Below are 21,596 nucleotides of genomic sequence, written 5' to 3' on the forward strand. Positions count from 1 at the left end.
TGACTGCCTTTCGCAGACGAATGCAACAACAATATCGTCAATTGTTGACAATGAACAAGGCTTTGTTGCTGGTCTTCGCTCAGCCTTCCCTGGGGGCGTCGGTCGAAGTCAGGGACCGTTCGGCAAGTTCGCGCGCCATCTCATCTCCGACTTCCCTGAGCTTTTCTGCCAGGAGTGCTGCACTCGGGGCCAAGGGCCTATCTGGATGGAGCAATAGCCCGACTTGTTGAGCCAGCCCGTTCAGATGAAGGCTGAGGATCTTTACATCCGGTTCAGCCAAGGCCATGGATTCCGGCATGAGGGCCAGGAACCCGGCCTCCACCACGAGCGTACGTACGGTGGCCGGAGCGCCGGATTCGACCTGTTGCGCAGGAGGGGCAAGTCCAGCATTCCGGAAGTTCTGTTCGAGCTCATCCCGAAGGGGCGTGTTGGCAAGTGGTACCACCCATCGGTAATCTGCCAGGTCCTGCAGGGAGACTTCGGGTATGGCGTGGGCGGGGTGCCACGGAGCGGCGACGATACGGAAGTCCTCGCGATACAGCGGGACAAGCCGCAGCCGGGCGGTACTCGGATGGTCGGTCACCCGGCCTACCAACAGGTCCAGGTCACCGTTACCCAGTTCCTGGATCAGCGTTTCGGGAGGTGCTTCGCGCAGTCGAACTTCCACCCGCGGCTTTTCGCCAGTGAGCCGGGCGACGGCCCGCGGCAACAGAAGATTGGCCCCTGTGACATGCGCGCCCACCTTGACAAGGCCCGACGCCGGGTCGGCCAGTTCCTCTACCCGTCGCCGCAGGGTGCTGAGATGGCCGACGATCGCTCTTGCATGCTCAAGGCATGCCTCCCCGGCCAGCGTAGGCACCATCCCACGCGCTGTTCTCTCGAAAAGAGGCGCGCCGATGGCATGCTCGGCTTCCCGTAAAGCCCGGCTCAACGCCGGCTGTGTCAGATAGAGTTCTTCGGCGGCCCGGACAAGGCTGCCTTGCTCCGCGACGGCGAGCACAATAACAAGGTGGCGCAGCTTTACGTGGGTTGTCAGCAGCGCCCGCAGGTCCATGTCTTCATCCTACGGGTCCTCCTCCTGCGGGCTGCTGCACCGACAGCGGGCCGTGATCAATCAGCGGGCAGCAACAGCAGCCGCCCGCCGCGGGGAGGTGATATCCCTGTCCCACTGTGCTGCCTCCCGGCCGGCGGCTTTAAGCACCTGCTTGCGCACTTTGCCGTTCTCGGTCTGGGGCAGTTCATCCACCACCCGCAGGAAGCGGGGGATGGCGAAGGAAGCGAGCCGGGGAACACAGAACTGGCACAACTCGGCAAAATCCACAGGCTCACGGAGGACCAGTGCGGCCATCACCTCATCTTCACCGAGTTCGGAATCCACTGCGTACACGGCAGCCTCCTGGACGGCGGGATGCTGCCGCAGAACCTGCTCAACCTCTACTGAGGAGATATTTTCCCCGCGGCGCCGGATGACATCCTTGATCCGGTCAACAAACCGAACCCAGCCGTCCTCTTCCAGGACGACCCTGTCCCCGGAATGGAACCAGAGATCCTGCCACGCCTTCGTTGTCGCCTCGGGCATGGCATGATATCCGGTGGCCATTGCATGGGGCTGGTCACTGCGGATGAGCAACTCACCCGGATGCCCGTTGGGAACGGGCACTCCGTGGGCGTCCACAACGCGGATGGAGAATCCGGGCCGCACCCGGCCAACGTACCCTGGGCGCCACTGATGGGGCGTGGACCCGATCACCGAGTTCGTCTCGGTGGATCCGTAGCCGTCCAGGAGGAGCACTCCGAACCGCACCTGGAAGGGTTCGACCAGCCGGGCAGGTGTGGCCGGGGAAAGGGCCAGGCGAATGTGGTGGTTCCGATCACCCGGTCCCGGCTCCTTGCCAGCGAGTATTCCGACCATCGCGCCGAGAAGGTATGTCACCGTCGCTCCCGCTGAGGAGGCATCTGCCCAGAACCGCGAGGCCGAAAACCGTGGGCCGAGTACGTACTCGCCTCCGCAAGCGACGGCCTGCATGAAGGCATTGAGGGCGTTCGTGTGAAACAGCGGCAAACAGGTGTAGAGCACGTCATCGGGCCTCAGACCCAGCTGGTCTGACATATTTTCAGCCCACCAATAGAACTGCCCTTGAGGGCACAGCACACCCTTGGATACCCCGGTGGTGCCGGAGGTGTAAAGGATGGCAGCCGTGTCTGCCGGTCCTGTTTCCACTGGCTCCACTCCGGGAACCGGTTCAGGGACCGGAGTGACCTCGAAAGCGGGGGTGACCCCAAAAGCCGTGGTGGGGTCCGCCGTCGGCCGATCAAGTACCCACACCTGCTGTAGGTCCGGTACGGGACCAGCTGCGGCGATATGTGGCAACAGTTCAGCTTCAGCTACCATCAGTGCCGGCCGGGAGTTGGTCAGGACATGGCGCAACTGTTCGCCCCTGCTCGCCGTGTTCACGGGGACAGCGACGGCGCCGATCCATGCGCAGCCCAGGATGAAGTCCAGCAGTTCTGTCCTGTTGGAGGACATCAGGGCCACTGTTTGACCAGCCTCGATCCCGGCACTGCGCAGCAGGCCGCCAGCGCGGGCGGCGGCGTCGGCCATCATCTGGCTGTCCCGACGAATTTCACCGCAGCGGAAAAGAGGCGCTGCAGGAGCTTTCCGGGCTCGTTCAAGGAGCATTTCGGGGATGGTCAAGGGACGGAGGCTTGGGTCTGTTACCTGGGGGTTCATGGCTGATTCTCATTTACGTTTGAGCGGACAGGGATGAAGGCGTGGACGCCGGGGCCGGCGTTTGGGTTGTTGGTGAGCGGCAGGCTTTCACCGGGCACTGTCGTGCCGCCGGTCACGCGGGCAATGACATGAGGCCCATTCGGGATGGTCAACGTGGCCAGAAGCGTGCCGTCGGCCAGTTGCGTTGTCTGCTGGACGTCTGCCTGCTCGGCCTGGACCGTTGAAAAGTCATCCTGTCCGCAGCGGGGACAGATGAGACGTGCCGGAAAGAGGAGGCTCCCGCATCCAAGGCAGGCTTGGATGGCGGCGCTCATTGGGCTGCCTCCAGCACCGACATCGTGGCGCAGGCCCCGTAACGGTAGAGGACCATCCCGTAACCGCTCACGACTGCGTGGCGTGCCGTGACCTGGCGGGCCCCAGCCCGCCCCATCAGCTGGGCGGCGGCTTCAACCAGTCCGTGCATTCCGCCCGCAGCCCCGGCCTGCCCGGCCGAAAGCTGGCCTCCGGAGGTGTTGACCGGCAACAGGCGCGTGGCAATTCGGTGTTCGATGAAATCGGCCGGGTGGTCCTGATTTGAAAGAATGCCCAGATCCGCCAATTGCGCCACCACCATGGCCGGGTAGTCGTCATAGACGCAGGCGAGTCCTATGTCGCTGGGACCGATCCCGGCCTGCTCCCAGCCGTTGGTTGCGCAGGCTTGCAGGCCCGTTGCCAAGCCGTCGTCGGACTGTTGGTCGGAGTTGTACGAGGCCTTTACGGAAAGCACTTTGGCACGGGGAGTTCCCTTGCTCCGATCTGCCACCAGGACAACGGCGTCCGCCCCGGTAACAGGAGGTACACAGTCGTACCGGCCCAAGGGGGTGGCAACCATCGGGGCGTTAAGGTATTGGTCCATGCTCAGTGATTCGCGGTAGACAGCAGCTGGGTTATCCATGGCCCATTGGCGCTGCGCCACGGCGATGCGGCCGTAATCTTCACGGCAGAGTCCGAGCTGCTCCATCTGGCGGGAAGTGAGCATCGCAAAGAGTGCATTCGGTCCGTTCATCGGCAGGGGCGCCAGATGGTCTTCAGTCGCCTTGTTGTAACTGGCAACAAGACGGGAGAACGCGGCCTGGTCCATGAGGTCGCCTGCGGCCAGAACGATGACGTTTGCGTCGCCTGCTTGAATGGCACGGACGGCATGCTGGAGCATTCCGCCTGCGCTGGCGCCCCCGTTGGTGTCTTGCATCAGCCAGGAGAGTCGAAGGCCCATGCGCCAGGCCAGATCAATGGCGTGATCGGGTGCGAGCGTGAAGCTGGATACTGCAAACCCATCCACGTCACTGGTTTGGAGGCCGGCATCATGCAATGCCTTGCTCACAGCCCGGGCAATAATCTGGGACGTCGTTGTCCCTGCTGAAGGGTGCCGGGTGTAGGGGGACTGTCCAGTCCCAATGATGGAGACCGTCATGGCCATCCTTTCTAAAAAACGACAGCAGAGCAGAAGAACTTTTGGGGTGCCTACGAGAGAACTTCTGCCTCGTGGCCGGCCTTTTCCTTCTGGTCGGCTTTGATGCCATGGCGGGAGAAAACCAGTGCTATGAGCGTGACCAAGACCAGGCCAATCACATATAGGGATACCGGAATGGAGGAACCGTATTGCAACAGCAAGGCTGTGGCGATCAACGGGGCGAATCCGCCGGCAAAGACCGCTGCGAGCTCGTGGGCGATCGCCATCGCGGAATAGCGGACCTCGGCGTTGAACAGTTCGTGGAAGAAAGCTGGCTGCGTTCCGATCATTGCGCCGTGGCAGAGGCCATTGCCCAGGAGGAAGGCCAGGATGACGATGGCGGGAGTGTTGGAATCAATCATGGAAAAGAACGGGAAAGCCATGGCACCCATGCCAATTGCACCAAGGGCGTAGACAGGACGCCGTCCAATCCTGTCTGAGAGATGGCCGAAGAAGATGTAGGTGCCAAACGAGACAAGCATGGATACTGCCACTGCCATCAGCAGCAGGCCCTTGTCCACGCCCACGTGAACTCCATAGGCAATGGAGAAGGAGAGGAAAATGTACGAGCCGCCGTTCTCGGCCACACGAAGTCCCATGGCGACGAGGATTTCGCGGGGGTGGGTTTTGATGGCCGCAAGCACGGGGAGGCGGTGTTGCTTGCTGTGGCTGGCGGCGGTGAACTCCTTGCTTTCCGGTAGCCGGAAGCGGATGTAGGCACCTACTGCCAGCAGCACCACGCTCAGGAGGAACGGGACGCGCCAGCCCCACGCCAGGAACTGGGCGTCCGGCATCAACTGGACCACAAAGAAGACCAAGGAGGACAGCACGAAGCCGAGCGAAATTCCTCCCTGGCTGAAGGCGGAGAGCATGCCCCTGCGGGTAGTGGAGGAGTTCTCGCTGATCAGCAGGACGCCTCCGCCCCATTCACCACCGGCCGCGATGCCCTGGATGACCCTGAGCAGGATCAACAAGGCAGGGGCCCACAGCCCTACTTGCGCATAAGTGGGCAGCAAGCCCATGAGAGCTGTGCTGATTCCCATGATGGATAGCGTCATGACCAATGCGCGCTTGCGCCCCAGCCTGTCTCCGATGTGACCGAAAATGATTCCGCCCAGAGGACGGGCTGCGAACCCGACGGCGAAACCAGCGAAGGCGGCCATGGTACCAACCAGGGGGTCGACGTTGGAGGGGAAAAACAACCGACCAAAGACGACTGCCGATGCAGTGGCGTAGAGGAAGAAGTCATACCACTCCAGCGCATTGCCCACGAGCGAGGCAACAACGTACCGTCGGACGCCGGGACGTTGTCCCGGCAAGGTGTGCTGTGGATGGGACATTGTTGCTCCTTAGTGCGAAAAACTCTGGCAATGCTCCGGCCAATTCGACGTATCGTCCTGGCTGAAACTCTGCGATCAGGTTGTCCGCTTCATGATCGAAACGGTCAATTGTGATGGGCGTTACAGCTGCTGATTTCAGTTTCCCCCGCGGTCAGGGCAACGTCGAATGCCGGTTTTGCCAGGGGCTATGCCTTTCCGGGTAACCCTTGCGATTTGCACAAAAACGCTGTTCCGGTGCGTATGAATGTGCTGCTAATGTCGCAGCCACAAGTCCTGTTGCGCACCGCCACGGGACCCTCAACGCCCTCATCGACGGCGAACCCATCCCCAAGGAACTCTTATGGATACCAGCAGCAATATTGACGTGCGCCAGGGCAGCGTAGCCCAGGTGCTTGCCGGCCTCGCCACGGGCCGGATTGATGTCATTGACCTGACCACCAGGCTCTCGATCAACACTCCAACTCTCGAACTGCCGGAGCCCTTCGCAAACCTCATTGACTTCAGCCTCGAAGAGGTCTCCGCCTACAACCGCCCCGGACCCTTCTGGAAGCATCACAACATCCACACCGGCGAACACATAGGCACCCATCTGGACGCGCCCGTCCACTGGATCACCGGGCGTGACGGCAAAGACGTCGCCCAGATCGAACCCGCCCGGCTCGTGGGCCCGGCCATCGTCCTTGACGCGACCGAGGAGGCTACTGCGGACCCGGGCTTTCTCCTCGACCGTCACCACATCCTCCGATGGGAGGAAACCTACGGAGCACTGCCCGACGGCGGCTGGCTCCTCATTCGAACAGGGTGGGACAAGCGCTCCCAAGACCGACAACGATTCCTGAACAAGGACGAGCACGGCCCACATTCTCCCGGGCTCACGGTCGAATGCGCCCGATGGATTGCCGAGGAGTCTGCATTGTCCGGCATTGGCGTGGAAACCGTTGGTATCGATGCCGGGGCCGCCGGTGGACAGGAACCTCCATTTCCGGCCCATCACTTCCTGCTGGGGAACGACAAGTACGGAATCACCTCATTGCAAAACCTGGACCAACTGCCCCCAACCGGAGCAGCCCTCATCGTTGCGCCCTTGCCAATCGTTGGCGGAACCGGGAGCCCAGCTCGCGTGTTCGCGCTCAAAGAAGGAGAAACACGATGACCGTCACCACCAGCGGACCGGTACTCAAGGAGGACTCCACGGCACTGGCCCCCGCATCCCGCTCTGACAATGTTGCCGAACTCGTGGGGAACACCCTTGCCCGGCTCGGCATCGGCCACGTCTTCGGAGTAGTGGGCAGCGGAAATTTCGTCGTGACAAACGCACTGCGCCGGGCAGGAGTTCCCTATACCGCAGCAAGGCACGAAGGCGGCGCAGCCACCATGGCTGATGCCTACGGGAGGATGTCGGGCAAGGTCGGAGTCGTCACTACGCATCAGGGTTGTGGGTTGACCAATGCGGTAACAGGAATCGGCGAGGCAGCGAAGAGCCGCACCCCCATGATCGTCCTAACCGCGGACACACCTGCATCGGCCGTCAGGTCCAACTTCACCATCGATCAGGATGCACTAGCCCGAAGCGTCGGTGCAGTGGCTGAACGGGTCCACTCACCGCAAAGCGCAGTAGCAGACACCCTCCGCGCCTACCGCACGGCAGTCAACGAACGCCGGACGGTGGTCCTTTCCCTGCCGACAGACGTCCAAAGTGCAGAGGCACCGGCAGAAGTCGGCCTCTTGGAGCCGTTGGAACCCCGCCAGCGGACCAGGCCCTCAGCCGCGGCAGTCACGAAGCTGGCAGAGCTCATCCAAGGTGCGAAGAAGCCCGTATTTGTGGCTGGCCGTGGAGGCCGCCAGGCAGGACCGGAAATCGCGGCGCTCGCCGAAACCGCTGGCGCGCTCGTGGCGACCTCCGCCGTCGCTCACGGACTCTTCAACGGCGACGCATTCAACCTGGGGATTTCCGGTGGATTCTCCTCGCCGTTCACCGCGGACATTGTGCGCGAAGCTGACTTGATCGTCGGTTGGGGCTGTGCACTGAACATGTGGACGATGCGCCATGGTTCGCTCATTGGCCCAGGAACAAAAGTGGTGCAAGTGGACCTTGAGGACTCGGCTTTGGGGGCAAACCGGCCCGTCGACCTGGGGGTACTGGGGGATTGCAGCGAGACAGCCCTTGCTGTGCTCAATGAACTGCGTTCTGCCGGACACCAGGCGGTTGGCCTGCGTACCTCACAGATGGCTGACCGGATAGCCGTGCACGCGCGCTGGAACTCGGTGGACACAGAAGACCTGTCCGCTGCGGGGACCATCGATCCCCGGGTCCTCAGCCGCGAGCTTGACCGGATCCTGCCGGACAATCGCATTGTTTCCGTTGATTCCGGCAATTTCATGGGGTATCCAAGCGCCTACCTGTCCGTTCCTGATGAGTATGGCTTTTGCTTCACCCAGGCTTTTCAGTCGATTGGGCTGGGGTTGTCCACTGCGATCGGCGCGGCGAAAGCCCAACCGGAACGCGTGCCGGTCCTGGGCACCGGCGATGGTGGCTTCCTCATGGCCATTTCGGAATTGGAGACGCTGGTCCGTGAGCGGATTCCCATGGCGGTGATTGTCTACAATGATTCCGCGTACGGCGCCGAGGTCCATCACTTCGATGCAGATGATGAAGACCTGGAAGTGGTTCGATTCCCCACGACAGATATCGCCTCCATCGCCGCAGGCTACGGTGCTGCCACCGTGACGGTCCGGTGCGTCGCGGATCTGGCCCCGGTGGAGGAATGGGTTGCGGGTCCTCGGACTATGCCGCTGGTCATTGACGCGCGGATCGCTTCCGACGGCGGCGCGTGGTGGCTGGCCGAGGCCTTTAAAGGCCATTGAGGCTAAACGGCGGAGTCGCTAGTCTGGCTCGCAGTGATGTCGATCCCGGGCCACCCGATCGGCGTACGGTTCGAGGCAGCATCCGGTTGCCTCTCATGCGAAGGAGTACATGATGGGAATCCTCTCGGTCGATCTTTTCATCACCCTTGATGGCGTGTATCAAGGCCCGGGTGGCCCTGATGAGGACCGTGAGGGTGGCTTCGAGTTCGGCGGCTGGCAGGCGGCTTATTCCGATGAAGAGACCGGGCGGGTGATCGTCGAGGGAATCAACCGCATGGATGCGCTGCTCTTGGGGCGCAAAACCTACGACATCTTCGCGGGATACTGGCCCAACCGGGCCGATGACCCGATCGCTGATACGTTCAACGCACTGCCCAAGTTCGTCGTCTCCCGCTCGCTGACGGACCCTGGATGGGCGGGCACGACGGCGTTGTCCGGGGTGGCGGAAGTGGCTGCCCTGAAAGATCGGTTCGAGGACATACATGTCATAGGCAGCGGCGAGCTGGTGCGGTCCTTGCTGAAGGCCGACGTCGTTGATCGACTGAACCTCTTCCTGTATCCCATCACGCTTGGAGCCGGAAAGAAATTGTTCCCCGACGGCGCCGGCGTGCCGGCAGCGTTCCGCTTTGCACAACCACCGCAGGGGTTCCCGACGGGCACCGTTGCCCTCGCTTACGAGCGCGCGGGTATGCCGGTTACAGGCATCGACATCGGCGAAGGATAGTCACGATCCTGCACGGCCGGGCCATTCCTTGCCGGCCCAGGGGTCGTAATCGGCGATGAGCTCCTCTTGGGGAGGACGCTTTGCTTCGGGGATGTGCTGCAGGTTCACCCGGACCCTGTACCAGAGCGAACTCGAGCCGCGCATCCCGTCGATGAGTACATCCGCCGGGTGCAGCTCCGGGACCACGTCGGCGTGCCGGGCCTTCCATTCATCGAGGGCGGCCACCGCTTCGGGCTTTGTCTTGGTGCGGGCCACCTCAATGAGTGGCATCGTTGAGACCCGGCGCCCGGACCCGTCGCCGGCGCGCGGCGCCTTCTCCGCCGGTCCAAGTTCCTTCGCCAAGGCCAGCAGGCCCTCAAGGGACCCAACGGCGTCATCGATGCCGGCATGGGGATCACCCAGGTCCGCGAAGCGCTCGGGCACTGAGCGGACGGTGAATTGTTCGGGCCTCGTGGACGTGACCTCATCCCACGTCAGGGGAGTGGAGACCCGGGCATCAGGCCGGGGTCTGACCGAGTACGCCGACGCAACAGTCCGGTCCTTCGCATTCTGGTTGAAGTCGACGAAGACGCTCTCGCCGCGTTCTTCCTTCCACCACCGCGCCGTGGCAAGCCCGGGTGCGCGGTTCTCCACCTCGCGGGCAAGGGTCTCGGCGGCGAGCCGCAGCTCGCTATAAGACCATTCCGGGGCGATCCGCACCAAAATGTGGAGTCCGCGGGAGCCGCTCGTCTTAGGCCAACCCACCAGCCCGACGTCGTCAAGCACCTCGCGCGCCACATAGGCGACGTCGACGATCTGCGACCAGTCCACTCCAGGCATGGGATCGAGGTCGATTCGGAGTTCGTCGGGATGATCCAGGTCCTCGGCACGGACGGGGTGGGGGTTGAGGTCCAGGCAGCCAAGATTTACCACCCACGCCAAACCGGCAGCGTCCCGGATGACAGTTTCTTCTGCTGAGGTCCCCGATGAGTAGTGCAGCGTTGCCGTATCAATGAACTCCGGATGATTTTCGGGAACGCGTTTCTGAAAGAACGGCTCAGCGTCGATGCCCTTGGGGAAGCGCTTGAGCACCATGGGGCGGCCGCCGGCGCCCCGCAGCGCACCCTCCGCAACTGAAAGGTAATAGCGGACCAAATCCAGCTTGGTTAGTCCGGGTTCGGGGAAAACCACCTTGTCCGGATTGGAGACGCGAACTTCGGCGTCGTCTATGTCCAGAATCTCTGCCGGAGTCTTCGACGGGTTCATGCCGCCACGCTAGCAACGATCGGCGGCCCCAGCTAGACCATCACAGCTAGACCGTCACAGCCAGACCAAGGGCAAGGGCGACTATATTGACCATGTCAGCCCACCACCACAATCGCGGGAGTCTGCACACTATGGCCAAGGAACTTGCTACCCAGCTCATCGAACAACTCCAGGCTGCCGGCGTGCAGCGGATTTATGGAATCGTCGGAGACAGCCTCAATCCAATAGTGGACGCTGTCCGTCAAACGGGAGGTTCGGCCAAAGGCGGCATCGACTGGATCCATGTCCGCCACGAGGAGGCCGCCGCTTTTGCCGCAGCGGCCGAGGCGCAACTTACTGGGAAGCTTGCTGTCTGTGCCGGCTCTTGTGGCCCTGGCAACCTCCATTTGATCAACGGACTCTACGACGCCAACCGCACTGGGGCGCCGGTCCTTGCCATCGCTTCGCACATCCCCAGCAAGCAGATCGGCAGCGGATTCTTCCAGGAAACCCATCCCGACCGGATCTTCACTGAATGCTCGGTCTATTCGGAACTGATCAGCACCGCCGAGCAGGCGCCCCGCGTGATGCACAGCGCTATCCAGAACGCTGTAGCCCTGGGAGGGGTCGCCGTCGTGACTCTTCCCGGCGATATCGCCGGGCTTGAAGCCACCGCGCCGACGCCGTTGCCCGCCATCTTCCGGCCAGCGAGCCTGGTCCCGGACCAGTCGAGCGTTCAGGAACTGGCTGACGCCATCAACGACGCCGGTAAGGTCGCCATTTTCGCGGGGGCGGGTGTCCAGGGAGCCCACGACGAACTCATTGCTTTGGCGGAGTTGGTCAATGCTCCGATTGGCCACTCACTGCGCGGCAAGGACTTCGTCCAGTACGACAACCCGTTCGACATCGGTATGACCGGTCTTCTCGGCTACGGTGCGGCGGCGGAGGGCATCGAGGACGCTGATCTGCTGATCCTCCTGGGTACCGATTTTCCCTACGACCAATTCCTGCCGGACACACGGACGGCACAGGTTGACCGCGCGGCGCAGCGGCTGGGGAGGAGGACCGACGTCGACATTGCTGTTCATGGAGATGTCCTTCCTACTCTGACCGCCCTTCTGCCTTTGGTGAATCCAAAGAAGAACCGCCGCTTCCTGGACCAGATGCTGAAGAAGCACGACCGCCTGATGAACAAGGCCGTGGGCGCGTACACAAGGAAGGTCGAAAAGAAGCAGCCCATTCATCCTGAGTACGCTGCTTCGCTGCTGGACCAAGTGGCGGCGGATGACGCCATCTTCACCGCGGATACCGGAATGTGCAACGTCTGGACGGCTCGCTATATCAACCCGCTCGGCACGCGCCGGCTGATCGGTTCCTTCCTTCACGGGTCCATGGCCAACGCCCTTCCGCACGCGATCGGTGCACAGGTTGCCTATCCCGGGCGCCAGGTGGTTTCTGTCTCCGGCGACGGGGGCTTGTCCATGCTGCTGGGTGAGCTCATTACCGTGGCCGCACATCAACTGCCGGTAAACGTCGTGGTCTTCAACAACTCAACGCTGGGCATGGTCAAGCTCGAAATGTTGGTGGACGGGCTGCCCGATTTCGGCGTTGATGTGCCGGACGCCAACTATGCGGCCGTTGCGAAGGCCTTGGGCTTCCATGCTGTTCGGGTGACGGATCCGGCGAATATCGAGGAAGCGTATCGGGAGGCGTTCGCCCACCCGGGTCCTTCGCTGGTGGAACTCATCACTGATCCGAATGCACTGTCCATCCCGCCAAAGATTTCCGGGCAACAAGTCATCGGTTTCGCGACGGCCATGTCCAAAGTGGTCTTGAACCGCGGAGCCGGTGAAGCTGTGAGCATGGCCCGGAGCAACCTGCGCAATATTCCTCGGCGCTGAGAGGAGTCTTTGGCGGCAGCAGCTTCAAGCCGACAGCAGGTATAGATTCTCTGGCCTACGAATGTTCGTCAAGTAGGTTTCCAAGGATGGTGAGGGCTTTGGACAACTGGAGGTCGGACACTGCGCCATACCCGATGACCAATCCGTTCACCGGTGGGCGTTCGGCGTAATACCCGGCCAAAGGGATGACCCGCACGCCCCGTTCCAGCGCCTTCGCAGCCAGGTCCGCTGCGTCAGGCTGTTCGAAGCGGATCACTGCATGCAATCCGCCGTCGAGGCCTGCAAGCTCCACATCTGTCCGCGCGCCTAAGCGCTCAATGAGCAGGGAACGGCGGTGCGAATATTCCCTCCGGGCGCGGGCAATGTGACGGGAGAGTCCACCGCCCTGAAGGTAATAGGCGAGGGCCGACTGCAGGACCCCGGCAACCGGAGTGTCCAACGCTTCACGCATTGCCTTGAGGCGTTGTCCGGCTGCGCCCCGGACCACCAGATATCCGCAGCGCAGCCAAGGACTCAGGTTCTTTGAGAACGTTCCGAGAAGTACGACGTCGGCAGCTGCGGGCAAGGATGCGACGGCCGGCAGGGGCATTCTGCTGTGACGGAATTCGCTGTCGTAATCGTCCTCCAGCACCAGCACGCCGTGGCGGTCCGCCCACTTCAGCAGGCCGAGCCGTTCCTGGACTGCCATCCTGCCACCAAGAGGGTACTGGTGGCTGGGGGTGATGAGGACGGCGTCGGGAATGGCGTTGAGTCCTGCGAGTTGGGAGCTCTTCAGGCCGTCTTGGTCCACGGGAAGCAGCTGAAGTTGGGCACCAGCCGCGCTCATCACGCGTCGCGCCGTGGGGTAGCCCGGGTCCTCAACCAGGATGCGCGGATTGTTCCTCTTGCCGCGAAGCATGGCCACTATCAAGTGCAGCGCATCACTGGTGCCAGCCGTAATGATGACGTCCTCGGGGTCTACGGCCAGGCCCCTGGACACCGCCAGGTGACCGGCCACGGCTTCCCGCAGGTCCAACGTTCCAAGGGCTGGCGGCAGATGCGTGTTTCCTTGCTCCGCCAAGGCCCTTTTCCATGCATTACGCCACTCCCTGTCCTGGAACGGCGATCCCGAGGGGCGGCCGGGGGTCAGGTCAATCACCTCCGCGCGGACAGGGCTGTTGCTCTGCGACTTCTGTTCAAAGGGGCGCTGTTGGATGTCCGGCCGGACCGCTACTTTGGTCCCGCCAGTACCGCTGCTTTCCAGGAACCCTTCCCCGGAGAGTTGCTCGAAGGCGCGCACCACCACACCACGGGAAACCCTTAAATCCGCGGCCAGCCGGCGGGTGGCGGGGAGCGTGTGCTCAGGCTGCAGGAGTCCGCTGAGGATGGCGGTACGGAGCTGGCTTGCAACTTGGGCGGACAGGGAGGCCGGACTCTTCCTGTCGAGCTCGATGGGTATTTCCGATTCGCTCATTGGACCTCCAGAGTTGTTCATTCTTGGATCTAGTGTAGGACCAAGCCCTTTGACAGCATGAGACGCGTAGTCACCCATTTGCTGTGTTCGCACCCGGCCACAGCCACAAGAAAGCAGGACTGTAGTGTTCAACGGCCTCAGCGCATTCCCCCTGACACCCATGAGCGGTGAAAGTGTCGATCTGGACGCCGTTGCCCGGCTGGTGGCCCGCGCGGCGCAGTCCGGTGTGGATTCACTCGGTGTTCTTGGCTCGACTGGAAACTACGCTTATCTCTCCCGTGAAGAACGCCGCATGGTCCTTGAAACGTCCGTAGAGGCTGCGGGTGGCGTGCCAGTTTTGGCTGGTGTTGGGGCTTTGCGTACCCGCGACGTCCTCACGCTTGCCGGCGATGCACATACCGCCGGCGCCTCAGCATTGCTCTTGTCCCCGGTGTCCTATCAACGCCTGTCGGAAGCGGAGGTTTTCGGTCTGTTTGAGGACGTTGCGTCGGAGTCAGACCTTCCGATCGTTGTGTATGACAACCCCGGCACAACGGGCTTTACCTTCACCGACGAGCTGCACGGACGGATCGCCCGGATCCCAGGGATCACATCCATCAAGATTCCGCCGCCCGCCGACAGTGACATTGCCACCAGGCTCGGCAAGCTCCGCGCAGTTTTGCCCCAGCAAACATCTGTGGGAATCAGCGGAGATTGGATCGCCGCCGAAGCACTGCTTGCCGGTTGCGATCTCTGGTACTCGGTGATCGGCGGGATCCTTCCTCGTCAGGCCCGGGAAATCGTTGATCACGCTTTGGCTGGTCGGCGCGATGATGCGATGGCAGCTTCCGCCGCGCTGGAACCCCTCTGGTCCCTTTTCCGAACCTACGGCAGCCTCCGTGTCACCGCAGCACTGGCCGAAGAGCTGAGGCTCATTCCATCCTCAGCCTTGCCCTTGCCGCTGCGTGGCCTGGATCCCGAAGGACGCAGCAGAGTCGCCGATGCCATCCGCCAATGTGGATTGGAGACGACATGAGCCTCATCGAAGGGCGCAAAGCCAGCCGTACAGCTACGGGTGAGCAGACATCTCCGGGCGGGTTGGCCCGCTATGTCGTTGCAGCCACCCTGGCCCGCAGCGCCGATGGGGGTGCGGTCGTCGCCATTGTCCTGCTGGTGACAACCAGCGGGGCGCCGGGTTGGCTGGCCGGAATACTGGGTGCCTGCATCACCGCTCCCCACCTCTTCGGTCCGTTCGTTGCCAGAACTCTCGATACTGCCCGGGACGGCAGGACGGTGATCGCTTGGGCGTGCCTGATGCACGGCGTTACCTTGGCAGCAGCTGTCCTGCTGTACCCGCTGACTCCTCCAATCGTTCCGGCTCTACTGCTCATTGCGTCCGGATTGGTCGGTCCACTACTGACAGGCGGTATTAGCAGCAGGCTCTCGGCGATCGCTGGGGCCAGCAGAACCAGCCAGCGACGCGCACATGGATGGGATGTAGCAACGTATGGCATCAGCGGAACCATTGGTCCCTCTTTGGTCGCAGCTGTTTCGGCCTGGGCGAATCCGGCACTGGCGGCATTGATCCTTGCCGGATTAACATTTGTCGCCGCCGCTCTCGTCAGGCTTTTGCCCCCTTCTCCTCCAGCATTGGCCCCATCTGACGTACCGCGCCCTGGCCGTACATTGCTGATGATACTGTCCACCGGACCCTTGCGCCGCACGCTCTACCTGACGGTCATCATCGCCCTGTCGGTCGCTGCGTTGCCGATCACAGCAGTGGCTTCGACGGCAGAACTCGGAGTCGAGCCAGCTGCTGCAGGAGTCCTGACGGCCGCATATGGTCTGGGCGGGCTTCTCGGATCCGCCGGCGTCATGATCCGGCCCCTGCGAAGCGAAGCGGACCACCTCATGTCCTGGCTGGGAGCTGCTGTTGGGGTTGCGCTGTGTGGGGCAGCCTTCGCCGGGATGTTTCCGGCAGCCGTGGTGGTCTATTCCCTGGCTGGAGTGCTCAACTCCTGCTTTTTCGCCGCAACACTGGCCGCACGCAGCGAATACGCCCCAACTGGCGCACGAGGTCAGGTCTTCGTGTGGATCGGCGCCTTGAAGATCACTGCAGGTTCTGCCGGCACAGCGTTGGCAGGGGCCATGGTTGTACCAATGACACATCTGCCCTTGCTTTTGGCGTCCGCACTCATCGCGGTGGCCGTGAGCGCTTCCCTGGTTGACCGGCGTCGTGAGCGTGCCCAAACGGCAGGACCGGCTCCTCTCAGCTGATCTGACGTGGTTGATTCGACAGAGGTCAGTGCTGGAGTGTGCCGGCGTCAATCAGCCGCTGGGCGGTTACGACCTCAGCTCCCAGGAGGCGCAGGTGCGTGGTGAGGTCCTCGCCGGCGGCAAGGAGATCGTCGGTGGTCACGGGTGCGAGGGCATCAAGAATGAACAACGCCGAGGTTGTATCGTCCCGCAGTTGCGTGCGGCGGCCCTGGCGCCAATTCCAGCGACGGCAAGTGACGCCGTCGACGTCGCACCATACAACTTCCCCTTCATCGGGGTGTTCGACAATGGGCTCGCCGCTGGCAACCGTGTCGAAGGGCTCCTGGCCCGTTGCACGGATCAGCCGCGGCGCCCCACTGTAACTGGAAAGGTCTTCGCCGCCGAGCGGAATCTGGTGCAGTACCGATACCGCGTTGTAGAGGTCCGTGAGCCTGTTGACCCTGGGCAGGCCGGCATCAGCCCGTCGAAGCAGTGCTTCAAGGCTGTTGCGGGTGCGGTTGGGCTTTGCTCCGAAGGATTGGTAGGCCTTCCGCCACGCGGCAACATGCGGGAGGTGCTCGACCTTCTGCTCTCTGAGCGCCGTCCGGGCTGCCGCCTCCGCCTGATGCAACAGGGCATCGCTGGCATCATCGCTGGGACCCGGCACGAGACCATCGACGGCGATTAAGAGGGCTTTGTAGTCCGGTTGCAGTTCGAAGACGGCAGGTTCAACGTGGGCGGCGTGGAGAATTTCCTGGAGGTATTCAACCCTAAGCATTGTTCGCCTCTCGATGCGCCGATCCCACTCCACGTTCAAAAACAGCGAGTGAGAACCTTGCTGCGTCCGGGCCGTTGTTGCCGTAGGAATGGGCTACGTCTCCCGGGAAAGACAGCGAGTCGCCCGCCTCAAGGACCACCGTCTGCTCTGCGGCGACGACGGTAACGGTGCCTTGCAGAACCTGCAGGAGTTCCTTGGTACCAGGCGTATGAGGCTCACTGACGTGCTGGTCTCCAGGGGCGAGGGTCCAATCCCAGAGTTCCATCACTTCCGGCGGTTCCGTTCCCGCAACGAGTACTCCGCGTCCGCCTGCTTCACTGCTCCACAGCAGGGCACCTTCACCCTTTCGTGTCACCTTGACTCCCTTGGGCTCGGGGGACTGGACCAGGTCCGGCAGACCTACACCGAGCGCGGCGCTGATCCTCAGAAGAGTGCCCACACTGGGGTTCATGGTTGCTTGTTCCACGTTGATGAGCATGCGTCGGCTTACGCCGGCAGCTTCGGCCAGTTGGTCCAGGGTCCAGTGACGTGCCTGGCGCTCCTGCCTAACCCGTCCCCCGATGGCGGAGGCAAGCGATGCGATGTTTTCTTCCATCAATGCAGCATAATGCACTTAGAGTGCAGTGGGCAATATCCCTGCCAACCAGTCCAAGAAGCAATACACCAATGGGATATGTTTGTACCGGCCAATTTGCTGGACACGCTTGCCGCGGCGGCATTCCTGCATCGAAGGACGCCCAAACACATGTTCACATCCCTCAGACAGGAGCGTCCGTGCCGAAGAGTCCACGTGATGAGATAGATGCGCAGATTCTGGCCGAGCTGCGGCGCAATGCCCGTATCAGCCTTGCCCAGCTGGGGGAGAAGGTGCTGCTCTCCCGCAACGCGGTGCGGCAACGGATTGAGCGGCTTGAACGGGACGGGTATATCCACGGATACACCATCAAGGAATCGGCCGGAGAAGGCACGCCCACGGTCAATGCCGTGCTTCTGATCCAACGGCATGACAGGATGCGGGGCGGGGACGTGATTGCCGGGCTCAAGGCAATTCCTGAAATCGCAACTTGCGATGTTGTCAGCGGCGAACTGGATATCGTGGTCAGGGTTGAGGCCCCGGACGCCGCACGAATCCAGGAAATCTGGAGGCAGGTCTCAGAGTTTCGTGGAGTCCGCGACATCACCACCGCCTTGTCCCTCTCCACAGTCATCGACAGGCAGGCGCCTCGTTAAGGCAGCGTGCTGAGACGGCGTGAACCATGCTGGGCTTAAATGGTTCCGGCGCTGCGGAACCAAGGTGGTTACGCAACGCCGGATCGGCACAGCCTGATTGATTGACGGTAACGTCAGACGATCGTCATGAAGTGATCGCTATGACCTTGGGCTGCGTCATTTCCTCGTAGGCGAAGCGGACGCCTTCCCTGCCCATGCTGCCGTATTTCGAACCGCCAAAAGGCATGGCATCTAGCCGGTAGTCCGAAGAATCGTTGATCATCACCCCGCCTGCGTCGATTGCCTTGGCGGTGGCCAGCGCACGGGCCAAGTCCTTGGTGAATACCCCGGCCTGCAAGGCGTATTCGCTGTCGTTGGCCAGTTCGATGGCTTCCTCGGCGGAGTCGAAAGGTTCCACCAGGACCACGGGTGCGAACAATTCTTCGCTCCATGCCTCGCAGTTGCGCGGGACTCCGGTCAGGACAGCAGGCGTCAGGAGCGCGCCATCCAGGGTGCCGCCAGTGAGCAGTCGTGCCCCGGCCGACACTGCCTCGTCGATCTTACGCTTCGCTTCAGCGGCAGACGCAGCGCTGATCATGGGTCCGACGTCGGTCTGCTCCCTGCGGGGATCGCCTGCAATCAGGGCGGCCGTTTGGGCAACAAAGGCGTGAAGGAAGGCGTCGAAGACTGACCGCTGGACGAGGATCCGCTGGGCGCCGATGCAGTTCTGTCCAGCGGCCCAGAAGGAACCGGAAACACTGGCCTCGACGGCGGCGGGAAGGTCCGCGTCGTCGAACACGATGACTGGCGCGTTGCCGCCAAGTTCCATGGACAGGCGCTTGATGCCGGCGTTGGCGGCGATGGCCCGGCCCGTGGAAAAGCCGCCCGTGAAGGAGACCATTCGAACCAGTTTGGACGAGATGATGGTTTGCGCGATGGTGCGATCGCCCAGGACAACAGTGACGAACTCCGCCGGCAGGCCTGCCTCGCGCAACAGGTCCACGAGGAGAATGGCCGTCAGGGGTGTCAGCTGGGATGGCTTGAGGATGACGGTGTTTCCTCCGGCAATCGCCGGCCCGAGCTTGTGCGCCACCAGGTTCAGGGCGTCGTTGTAAGGGGTGATGGCAGCGATAAGCCCCAACGGCTCACGGGTGAACCATCCCTGGCGGTTTTCGGAGCCGGCGAAGGAGTCGAAGGGAACTACTTCGCCAACGTTACGGCGGGTTTCCGCTGCCGACAGCTTGAGCGTGTTGACCGCACGGGAGACCTCTTTGAGTGCCTGCGTGATGGTCTTCCCGGCCTCGGCGACGATTAGCCCAGCCACTTTCTGCGCCCGTTGCTGGAGCAGGTCTGCAGCGGCGTCCAGAATTCGGCCACGCTCATGGCGGGGCATGGCTGCCGCTGCCGGAGCGGACGCAGCGGCGCGGATGAGTTCGACGCGTACGTCTGCCTCCGTGCACTGGGGAAGGGTTGCCAGGACGGTACCGTCAAATTTGTCGTACACCACCAGGTCACTGGTAGCGGCTGCCGTTGTCGAGTGGGCAATGGCTGTTTCAGGCACGGACCGCTCCTTTGGCGAATTCGTCGACGGCGATGATGTCGGAGATGAGGGCATAGGCAGTTTCCACGCGCCCGGCTCCAGGGCCCGATACCGTGACGGCCCCCAGCAAATCCGTGCTGAAGGATACGGCGTTGGTGGCACCGGAAATCCCAGCCAGCGGGTGGTCTGCCGGGAGGGCGATGGGCTGGACAGTAGCAACGATGCTGCCATCGCTCTCGCGGCGTGCTTCGCCGATGAGCTTCCAGCGGAGGCCATTGGCCAGGGCTTGGGCGACGTCATCACCCTTGATGTCCTGAATGCCTGTGGTTTGAACATCATTGGGGTGGATGGTGGCACCGAGCAGCTCATTGGCCAGGATGGCGACCTTCAACCGGACATCCGAGCCGCCGATGTCTGCAGTGGGATCCGCTTCGGCGTATCCACGCTCCTGGGCTTCGGCAATGGCTGCGTCCAGGCCCAGCCCGGCCTCCATCCGACCCAGGACGTAATTGCTGGTTCCGTTCAGGATGCCTTGAACGGAGTTCAATTCGAGGCCGCCCAGCATTTTGTGTGCGAGTCGAATGACGGGCGTGCCGCTCATGACTGAGCCCTCGTATTCGAAACGGACACCATTGTTTGCCGCAAGCTGGCCCAGTTCCCGGCCGTGCAACGCCACAGGACCCTTGTTGGTGGTCACCACATGCTTGCCGGACTCGATGGCCCATTTGACATGCGAAACTGCCGGTTCGCCGTCGATCGGACTGGTGAAGGTAGCCTCAACGACGATGTCGGCCGGGCTGTTCTTGATGACGTCTTCGTTGCGGGGATCCGGGCTGCCACCTGGCAGTCCCTCGAACGAGGCCCCTCGGGGCATAGCGAGCACGGCCGTAAGGTCGATCCCGTCTCCTTGGACGAGCGAGCCGAAGGCAAGATCAGTGATGGCCACGACGCGAAGCTCGAATCCGAGTGAGGCAAATCGCTGGGGTTCGTCCCGGATGAGCTCGGCCAAAGCGCGGTTGACGCCTCCGAAACCGATGAGGGCCAGGTTGTAGGTAGTCACGTGATCTCCTTGGTAGGGCGGTGGTGCTGTCCTTTAAGCCTCGGTTCCAGGAGTGTCAGTTCCCTAGACGCGAATCGCCCGCCAAGGATGACGAAACGCCCAAAAAAGCTGCCAACCATGCTCAAACGCCCGCGGTGCGGCCCCTCGTTGGAAGAGGAGCCGGTACGACGGGTTGCTGTTGCCGCCGCCCGCCGCGCTGCGCCGCAGCACCGGCGACAATGACGAGCAAGAGACCTGCGAGTTGCAGCATCGATGGCAACTGACGCAGGACGATCGCGCCGAGCAGCACGCCGATGGCTGGTTCCATAGCCAGAAGAGTCCCGAATGCTGTGTGTGTCATGCGGCGGAGGGCAAACATTTCCAGAATGTAGGGCAGAACCGGTATAATAGCACTGCCAAGGCGGCGGCAACGGCCACGGTTTCCCACGTGATGTGGCCTATGGCTTGCGGCAGTCCAAAGGGTGCCGCGGCTACAGCAGCAATCGGAATGGTCAGCGCGAGGCCTCCGATTCCATTGAAGCGATCACCCACCCGCTGGGTCAAAAGGATGTAGATGGCCCACCCCACGGCGCCCATCACCGCAAAACCGACTCCGAGCAGGTCCACGTGGCCTGCCCACGGTTCGGTGAGCAGCACGACGCCTGCCAGTGCCGTTGCCGGCAGGATCAAGGAACGGACCCCGCGGCCCCGCAAGGCTGCAACCGTAAGCGGTCCGAGGAATTCAATGGCAACCGCTGTTCCCATGGGAATGCGTTCCATGGCGGCAAGAAACGTCACCGACATTACTGCGGTGGCGACGCCGAGGCCAACCACCACCGGAGCGTCACGAAGTCGCAGGTTCTTCAGGGGTGGACGGGCCAGCGCCAGCAGGATGAGCGCTCCCATACTCAGGCGCAGCCATGCTGTTCCGAGGGGACCCAACGTCGGCATCAACCCCAGGGAGAGGGCGGAGCCGAGCTGGATGGAGAACATTGCTGCGACGGTCAGGAGCCATGGGGGGATTCGGCCTTTGATTGTGGTCATAAGGCATAATACTGCACTTTGAGT

The 21,596-nt window shown here is 62.4% G+C and carries 20 protein-coding genes; 7 read left to right on the plus strand and 13 right to left on the minus strand.

The genetic code is table 11. The annotated features are described in order from the left end of the window. Window positions 1–79: 79 nt before the first annotated feature. From VUN82_13700 to VUN82_13720, 5 genes are read right to left on the minus strand one after another with little or no spacing between them, the layout of a single operon-like run. Complete coding sequence (locus VUN82_13700) at window positions 80–1,054, minus strand: LysR substrate-binding domain-containing protein (protein ID XAS70177.1); 975 nt, start codon at window positions 1,052–1,054, stop codon at window positions 80–82. Window positions 1,055–1,114: 60 nt separating this feature from the next. Then, window positions 1,115–2,731 carry an ATP-dependent acyl-CoA ligase gene (locus VUN82_13705; protein XAS70178.1) on the minus strand — a complete coding sequence of 539 codons (1,617 nt, stop codon included), beginning with the start codon at window positions 2,729–2,731 and terminating at the stop codon, window positions 1,115–1,117. Then, entirely contained in the window at window positions 2,728–3,045 is a 318-nt protein-coding gene (locus VUN82_13710; protein ID XAS70179.1) for a zinc ribbon domain-containing protein, read from the minus strand. The genes VUN82_13705 and VUN82_13710 overlap by 4 nt, the downstream gene beginning before the upstream one ends. Further along, a complete protein-coding gene (locus VUN82_13715) occupies window positions 3,042–4,181 on the minus strand; it encodes a thiolase family protein (GenBank protein XAS70180.1) in 1,140 nt (379 codons plus the stop codon). The genes VUN82_13710 and VUN82_13715 overlap by 4 nt, the downstream gene beginning before the upstream one ends. Before the next feature lie 50 nt (window positions 4,182–4,231). Beyond that, complete coding sequence (locus tag VUN82_13720) at window positions 4,232–5,560, minus strand: MFS transporter (GenBank protein XAS70181.1); 1,329 nt, start codon at window positions 5,558–5,560, stop codon at window positions 4,232–4,234. Window positions 5,561–5,900: 340 nt separating this feature from the next. On the opposite strand from VUN82_13720, the gene VUN82_13725 reads away from it, so the two are divergent. The 3 genes from VUN82_13725 (at window position 5,901) to VUN82_13735 (ending at window position 9,149) form a co-directional block, all read left to right on the plus strand. Then, window positions 5,901–6,713: a cyclase family protein gene (locus VUN82_13725; protein XAS70182.1), complete on the plus strand. Its 813-nt coding sequence runs from the start codon at window positions 5,901–5,903 to the stop codon at window positions 6,711–6,713. Next, on the plus strand, window positions 6,710–8,425 hold the full coding sequence (locus VUN82_13730) for a thiamine pyrophosphate-binding protein (protein ID XAS70183.1): 1,716 nt from the start codon (window positions 6,710–6,712) through the stop codon (window positions 8,423–8,425). The genes VUN82_13725 and VUN82_13730 overlap by 4 nt, the downstream gene beginning before the upstream one ends. A gap of 112 nt (window positions 8,426–8,537) precedes the next feature. Continuing rightward, on the plus strand, window positions 8,538–9,149 hold the full coding sequence (locus VUN82_13735) for a dihydrofolate reductase family protein (protein ID XAS74682.1): 612 nt from the start codon (window positions 8,538–8,540) through the stop codon (window positions 9,147–9,149). On the opposite strand, the gene ligD is transcribed toward VUN82_13735, so the two are convergent. Continuing rightward, window positions 9,150–10,394: a non-homologous end-joining DNA ligase gene (gene ligD / locus VUN82_13740; GenBank protein XAS70184.1), complete on the minus strand. Its 1,245-nt coding sequence runs from the start codon at window positions 10,392–10,394 to the stop codon at window positions 9,150–9,152. Between the two features lie 131 nt (window positions 10,395–10,525). On the opposite strand from ligD, the gene VUN82_13745 reads away from it, so the two are divergent. Beyond that, the gene (locus VUN82_13745) at window positions 10,526–12,274 is read left to right on the plus strand and encodes a pyruvate dehydrogenase (protein ID XAS70185.1); all 1,749 of its coding nucleotides are present in this window, start codon (window positions 10,526–10,528) and stop codon (window positions 12,272–12,274) included. Between the two features lie 55 nt (window positions 12,275–12,329). Here VUN82_13745 and VUN82_13750 read toward each other — a convergent pair whose 3' ends face one another. Continuing rightward, complete coding sequence (locus VUN82_13750) at window positions 12,330–13,727, minus strand: PLP-dependent aminotransferase family protein (protein ID XAS70186.1); 1,398 nt, start codon at window positions 13,725–13,727, stop codon at window positions 12,330–12,332. A 124-nt stretch (window positions 13,728–13,851) separates the two neighbouring features. Here VUN82_13750 and VUN82_13755 point away from each other — a divergent pair, with 124 nt between their 5' ends. Beyond that, window positions 13,852–14,742, plus strand: a complete 891-nt coding sequence (locus VUN82_13755; GenBank protein ID XAS70187.1) for a dihydrodipicolinate synthase family protein — start codon at window positions 13,852–13,854, stop codon at window positions 14,740–14,742. Continuing rightward, the gene (locus tag VUN82_13760; protein ID XAS70188.1) at window positions 14,739–15,983 is read left to right on the plus strand and encodes an MFS transporter; all 1,245 of its coding nucleotides are present in this window, start codon (window positions 14,739–14,741) and stop codon (window positions 15,981–15,983) included. The genes VUN82_13755 and VUN82_13760 overlap by 4 nt, the downstream gene beginning before the upstream one ends. 25 nt (window positions 15,984–16,008) lie before the next feature. Here VUN82_13760 and VUN82_13765 read toward each other — a convergent pair whose 3' ends face one another. Then, window positions 16,009–16,740 carry a phenylalanine--tRNA ligase beta subunit-related protein gene (locus VUN82_13765; GenBank protein XAS70189.1) on the minus strand — a complete coding sequence of 244 codons (732 nt, stop codon included), beginning with the start codon at window positions 16,738–16,740 and terminating at the stop codon, window positions 16,009–16,011. After that, window positions 16,733–17,335: an XRE family transcriptional regulator gene (locus VUN82_13770; GenBank protein ID XAS70190.1), complete on the minus strand. Its 603-nt coding sequence runs from the start codon at window positions 17,333–17,335 to the stop codon at window positions 16,733–16,735. The genes VUN82_13765 and VUN82_13770 overlap by 8 nt, the downstream gene beginning before the upstream one ends. A 179-nt stretch (window positions 17,336–17,514) precedes the next feature. Between VUN82_13770 and VUN82_13775 the strand changes: the two genes are divergently transcribed. Further along, complete coding sequence (locus tag VUN82_13775) at window positions 17,515–17,970, plus strand: Lrp/AsnC family transcriptional regulator (GenBank protein ID XAS70191.1); 456 nt, start codon at window positions 17,515–17,517, stop codon at window positions 17,968–17,970. Window positions 17,971–18,094: 124 nt separating this feature from the next. On the opposite strand, the gene VUN82_13780 is transcribed toward VUN82_13775, so the two are convergent. The 4 genes from VUN82_13780 to VUN82_13795 all read right to left on the minus strand — a co-directional run bounded on the left by VUN82_13780 (window position 18,095) and on the right by VUN82_13795 (window position 21,572). Beyond that, window positions 18,095–19,510, minus strand: a complete 1,416-nt coding sequence (locus tag VUN82_13780) for an aldehyde dehydrogenase family protein (GenBank protein ID XAS70192.1) — start codon at window positions 19,508–19,510, stop codon at window positions 18,095–18,097. Continuing rightward, a complete protein-coding gene (locus VUN82_13785) occupies window positions 19,503–20,549 on the minus strand; it encodes a homoserine dehydrogenase (GenBank protein ID XAS70193.1) in 1,047 nt (348 codons plus the stop codon). Before VUN82_13785 ends, VUN82_13780 begins: the two co-directional genes overlap by 8 nt. Window positions 20,550–20,670: 121 nt before the next feature. Further along, complete coding sequence (locus VUN82_13790; protein ID XAS70194.1) at window positions 20,671–20,889, minus strand: hypothetical protein; 219 nt, start codon at window positions 20,887–20,889, stop codon at window positions 20,671–20,673. Beyond that, on the minus strand, window positions 20,886–21,572 hold the full coding sequence (locus VUN82_13795) for an EamA family transporter (protein XAS70195.1): 687 nt from the start codon (window positions 21,570–21,572) through the stop codon (window positions 20,886–20,888). The genes VUN82_13790 and VUN82_13795 overlap by 4 nt, the downstream gene beginning before the upstream one ends. Between the last annotated feature and the right edge of the window lie 24 nt (window positions 21,573–21,596).

It is taken from the genome of Micrococcaceae bacterium Sec5.1 (assembly GCA_039636795.1).
In the GTDB taxonomy this organism is placed as follows: domain Bacteria; phylum Actinomycetota; class Actinomycetes; order Actinomycetales; family Micrococcaceae; genus Arthrobacter.

Coding starts and splice junctions, on each gene's coding strand:
- VUN82_13745 (XAS70185.1), top strand. CDS start 10,526: ATGGCCAAGGAACTTGCTACCCAGCTCATCGAACAACTCCAGGCTGCC.
- VUN82_13715 (XAS70180.1), bottom strand. CDS start 4,181: ATGACGGTCTCCATCATTGGGACTGGACAGTCCCCCTACACCCGGCAC.
- VUN82_13730 (XAS70183.1), top strand. CDS start 6,710: ATGACCGTCACCACCAGCGGACCGGTACTCAAGGAGGACTCCACGGCA.
- VUN82_13725 (XAS70182.1), top strand. CDS start 5,901: ATGGATACCAGCAGCAATATTGACGTGCGCCAGGGCAGCGTAGCCCAG.
- VUN82_13760 (XAS70188.1), top strand. CDS start 14,739: ATGAGCCTCATCGAAGGGCGCAAAGCCAGCCGTACAGCTACGGGTGAG.
- VUN82_13735 (XAS74682.1), top strand. CDS start 8,538: ATGGGAATCCTCTCGGTCGATCTTTTCATCACCCTTGATGGCGTGTAT.
- VUN82_13790 (XAS70194.1), bottom strand. CDS start 20,889: ATGACACACACAGCATTCGGGACTCTTCTGGCTATGGAACCAGCCATC.
- VUN82_13765 (XAS70189.1), bottom strand. CDS start 16,740: ATGCTTAGGGTTGAATACCTCCAGGAAATTCTCCACGCCGCCCACGTT.
- VUN82_13750 (XAS70186.1), bottom strand. CDS start 13,727: ATGAGCGAATCGGAAATACCCATCGAGCTCGACAGGAAGAGTCCGGCC.
- VUN82_13710 (XAS70179.1), bottom strand. CDS start 3,045: ATGAGCGCCGCCATCCAAGCCTGCCTTGGATGCGGGAGCCTCCTCTTT.
- VUN82_13720 (XAS70181.1), bottom strand. CDS start 5,560: ATGTCCCATCCACAGCACACCTTGCCGGGACAACGTCCCGGCGTCCGA.
- VUN82_13705 (XAS70178.1), bottom strand. CDS start 2,731: ATGAACCCCCAGGTAACAGACCCAAGCCTCCGTCCCTTGACCATCCCC.
- VUN82_13795 (XAS70195.1), bottom strand. CDS start 21,572: ATGACCACAATCAAAGGCCGAATCCCCCCATGGCTCCTGACCGTCGCA.
- VUN82_13770 (XAS70190.1), bottom strand. CDS start 17,335: ATGGAAGAAAACATCGCATCGCTTGCCTCCGCCATCGGGGGACGGGTT.
- VUN82_13700 (XAS70177.1), bottom strand. CDS start 1,054: ATGGACCTGCGGGCGCTGCTGACAACCCACGTAAAGCTGCGCCACCTT.
- ligD (XAS70184.1), bottom strand. CDS start 10,394: ATGAACCCGTCGAAGACTCCGGCAGAGATTCTGGACATAGACGACGCC.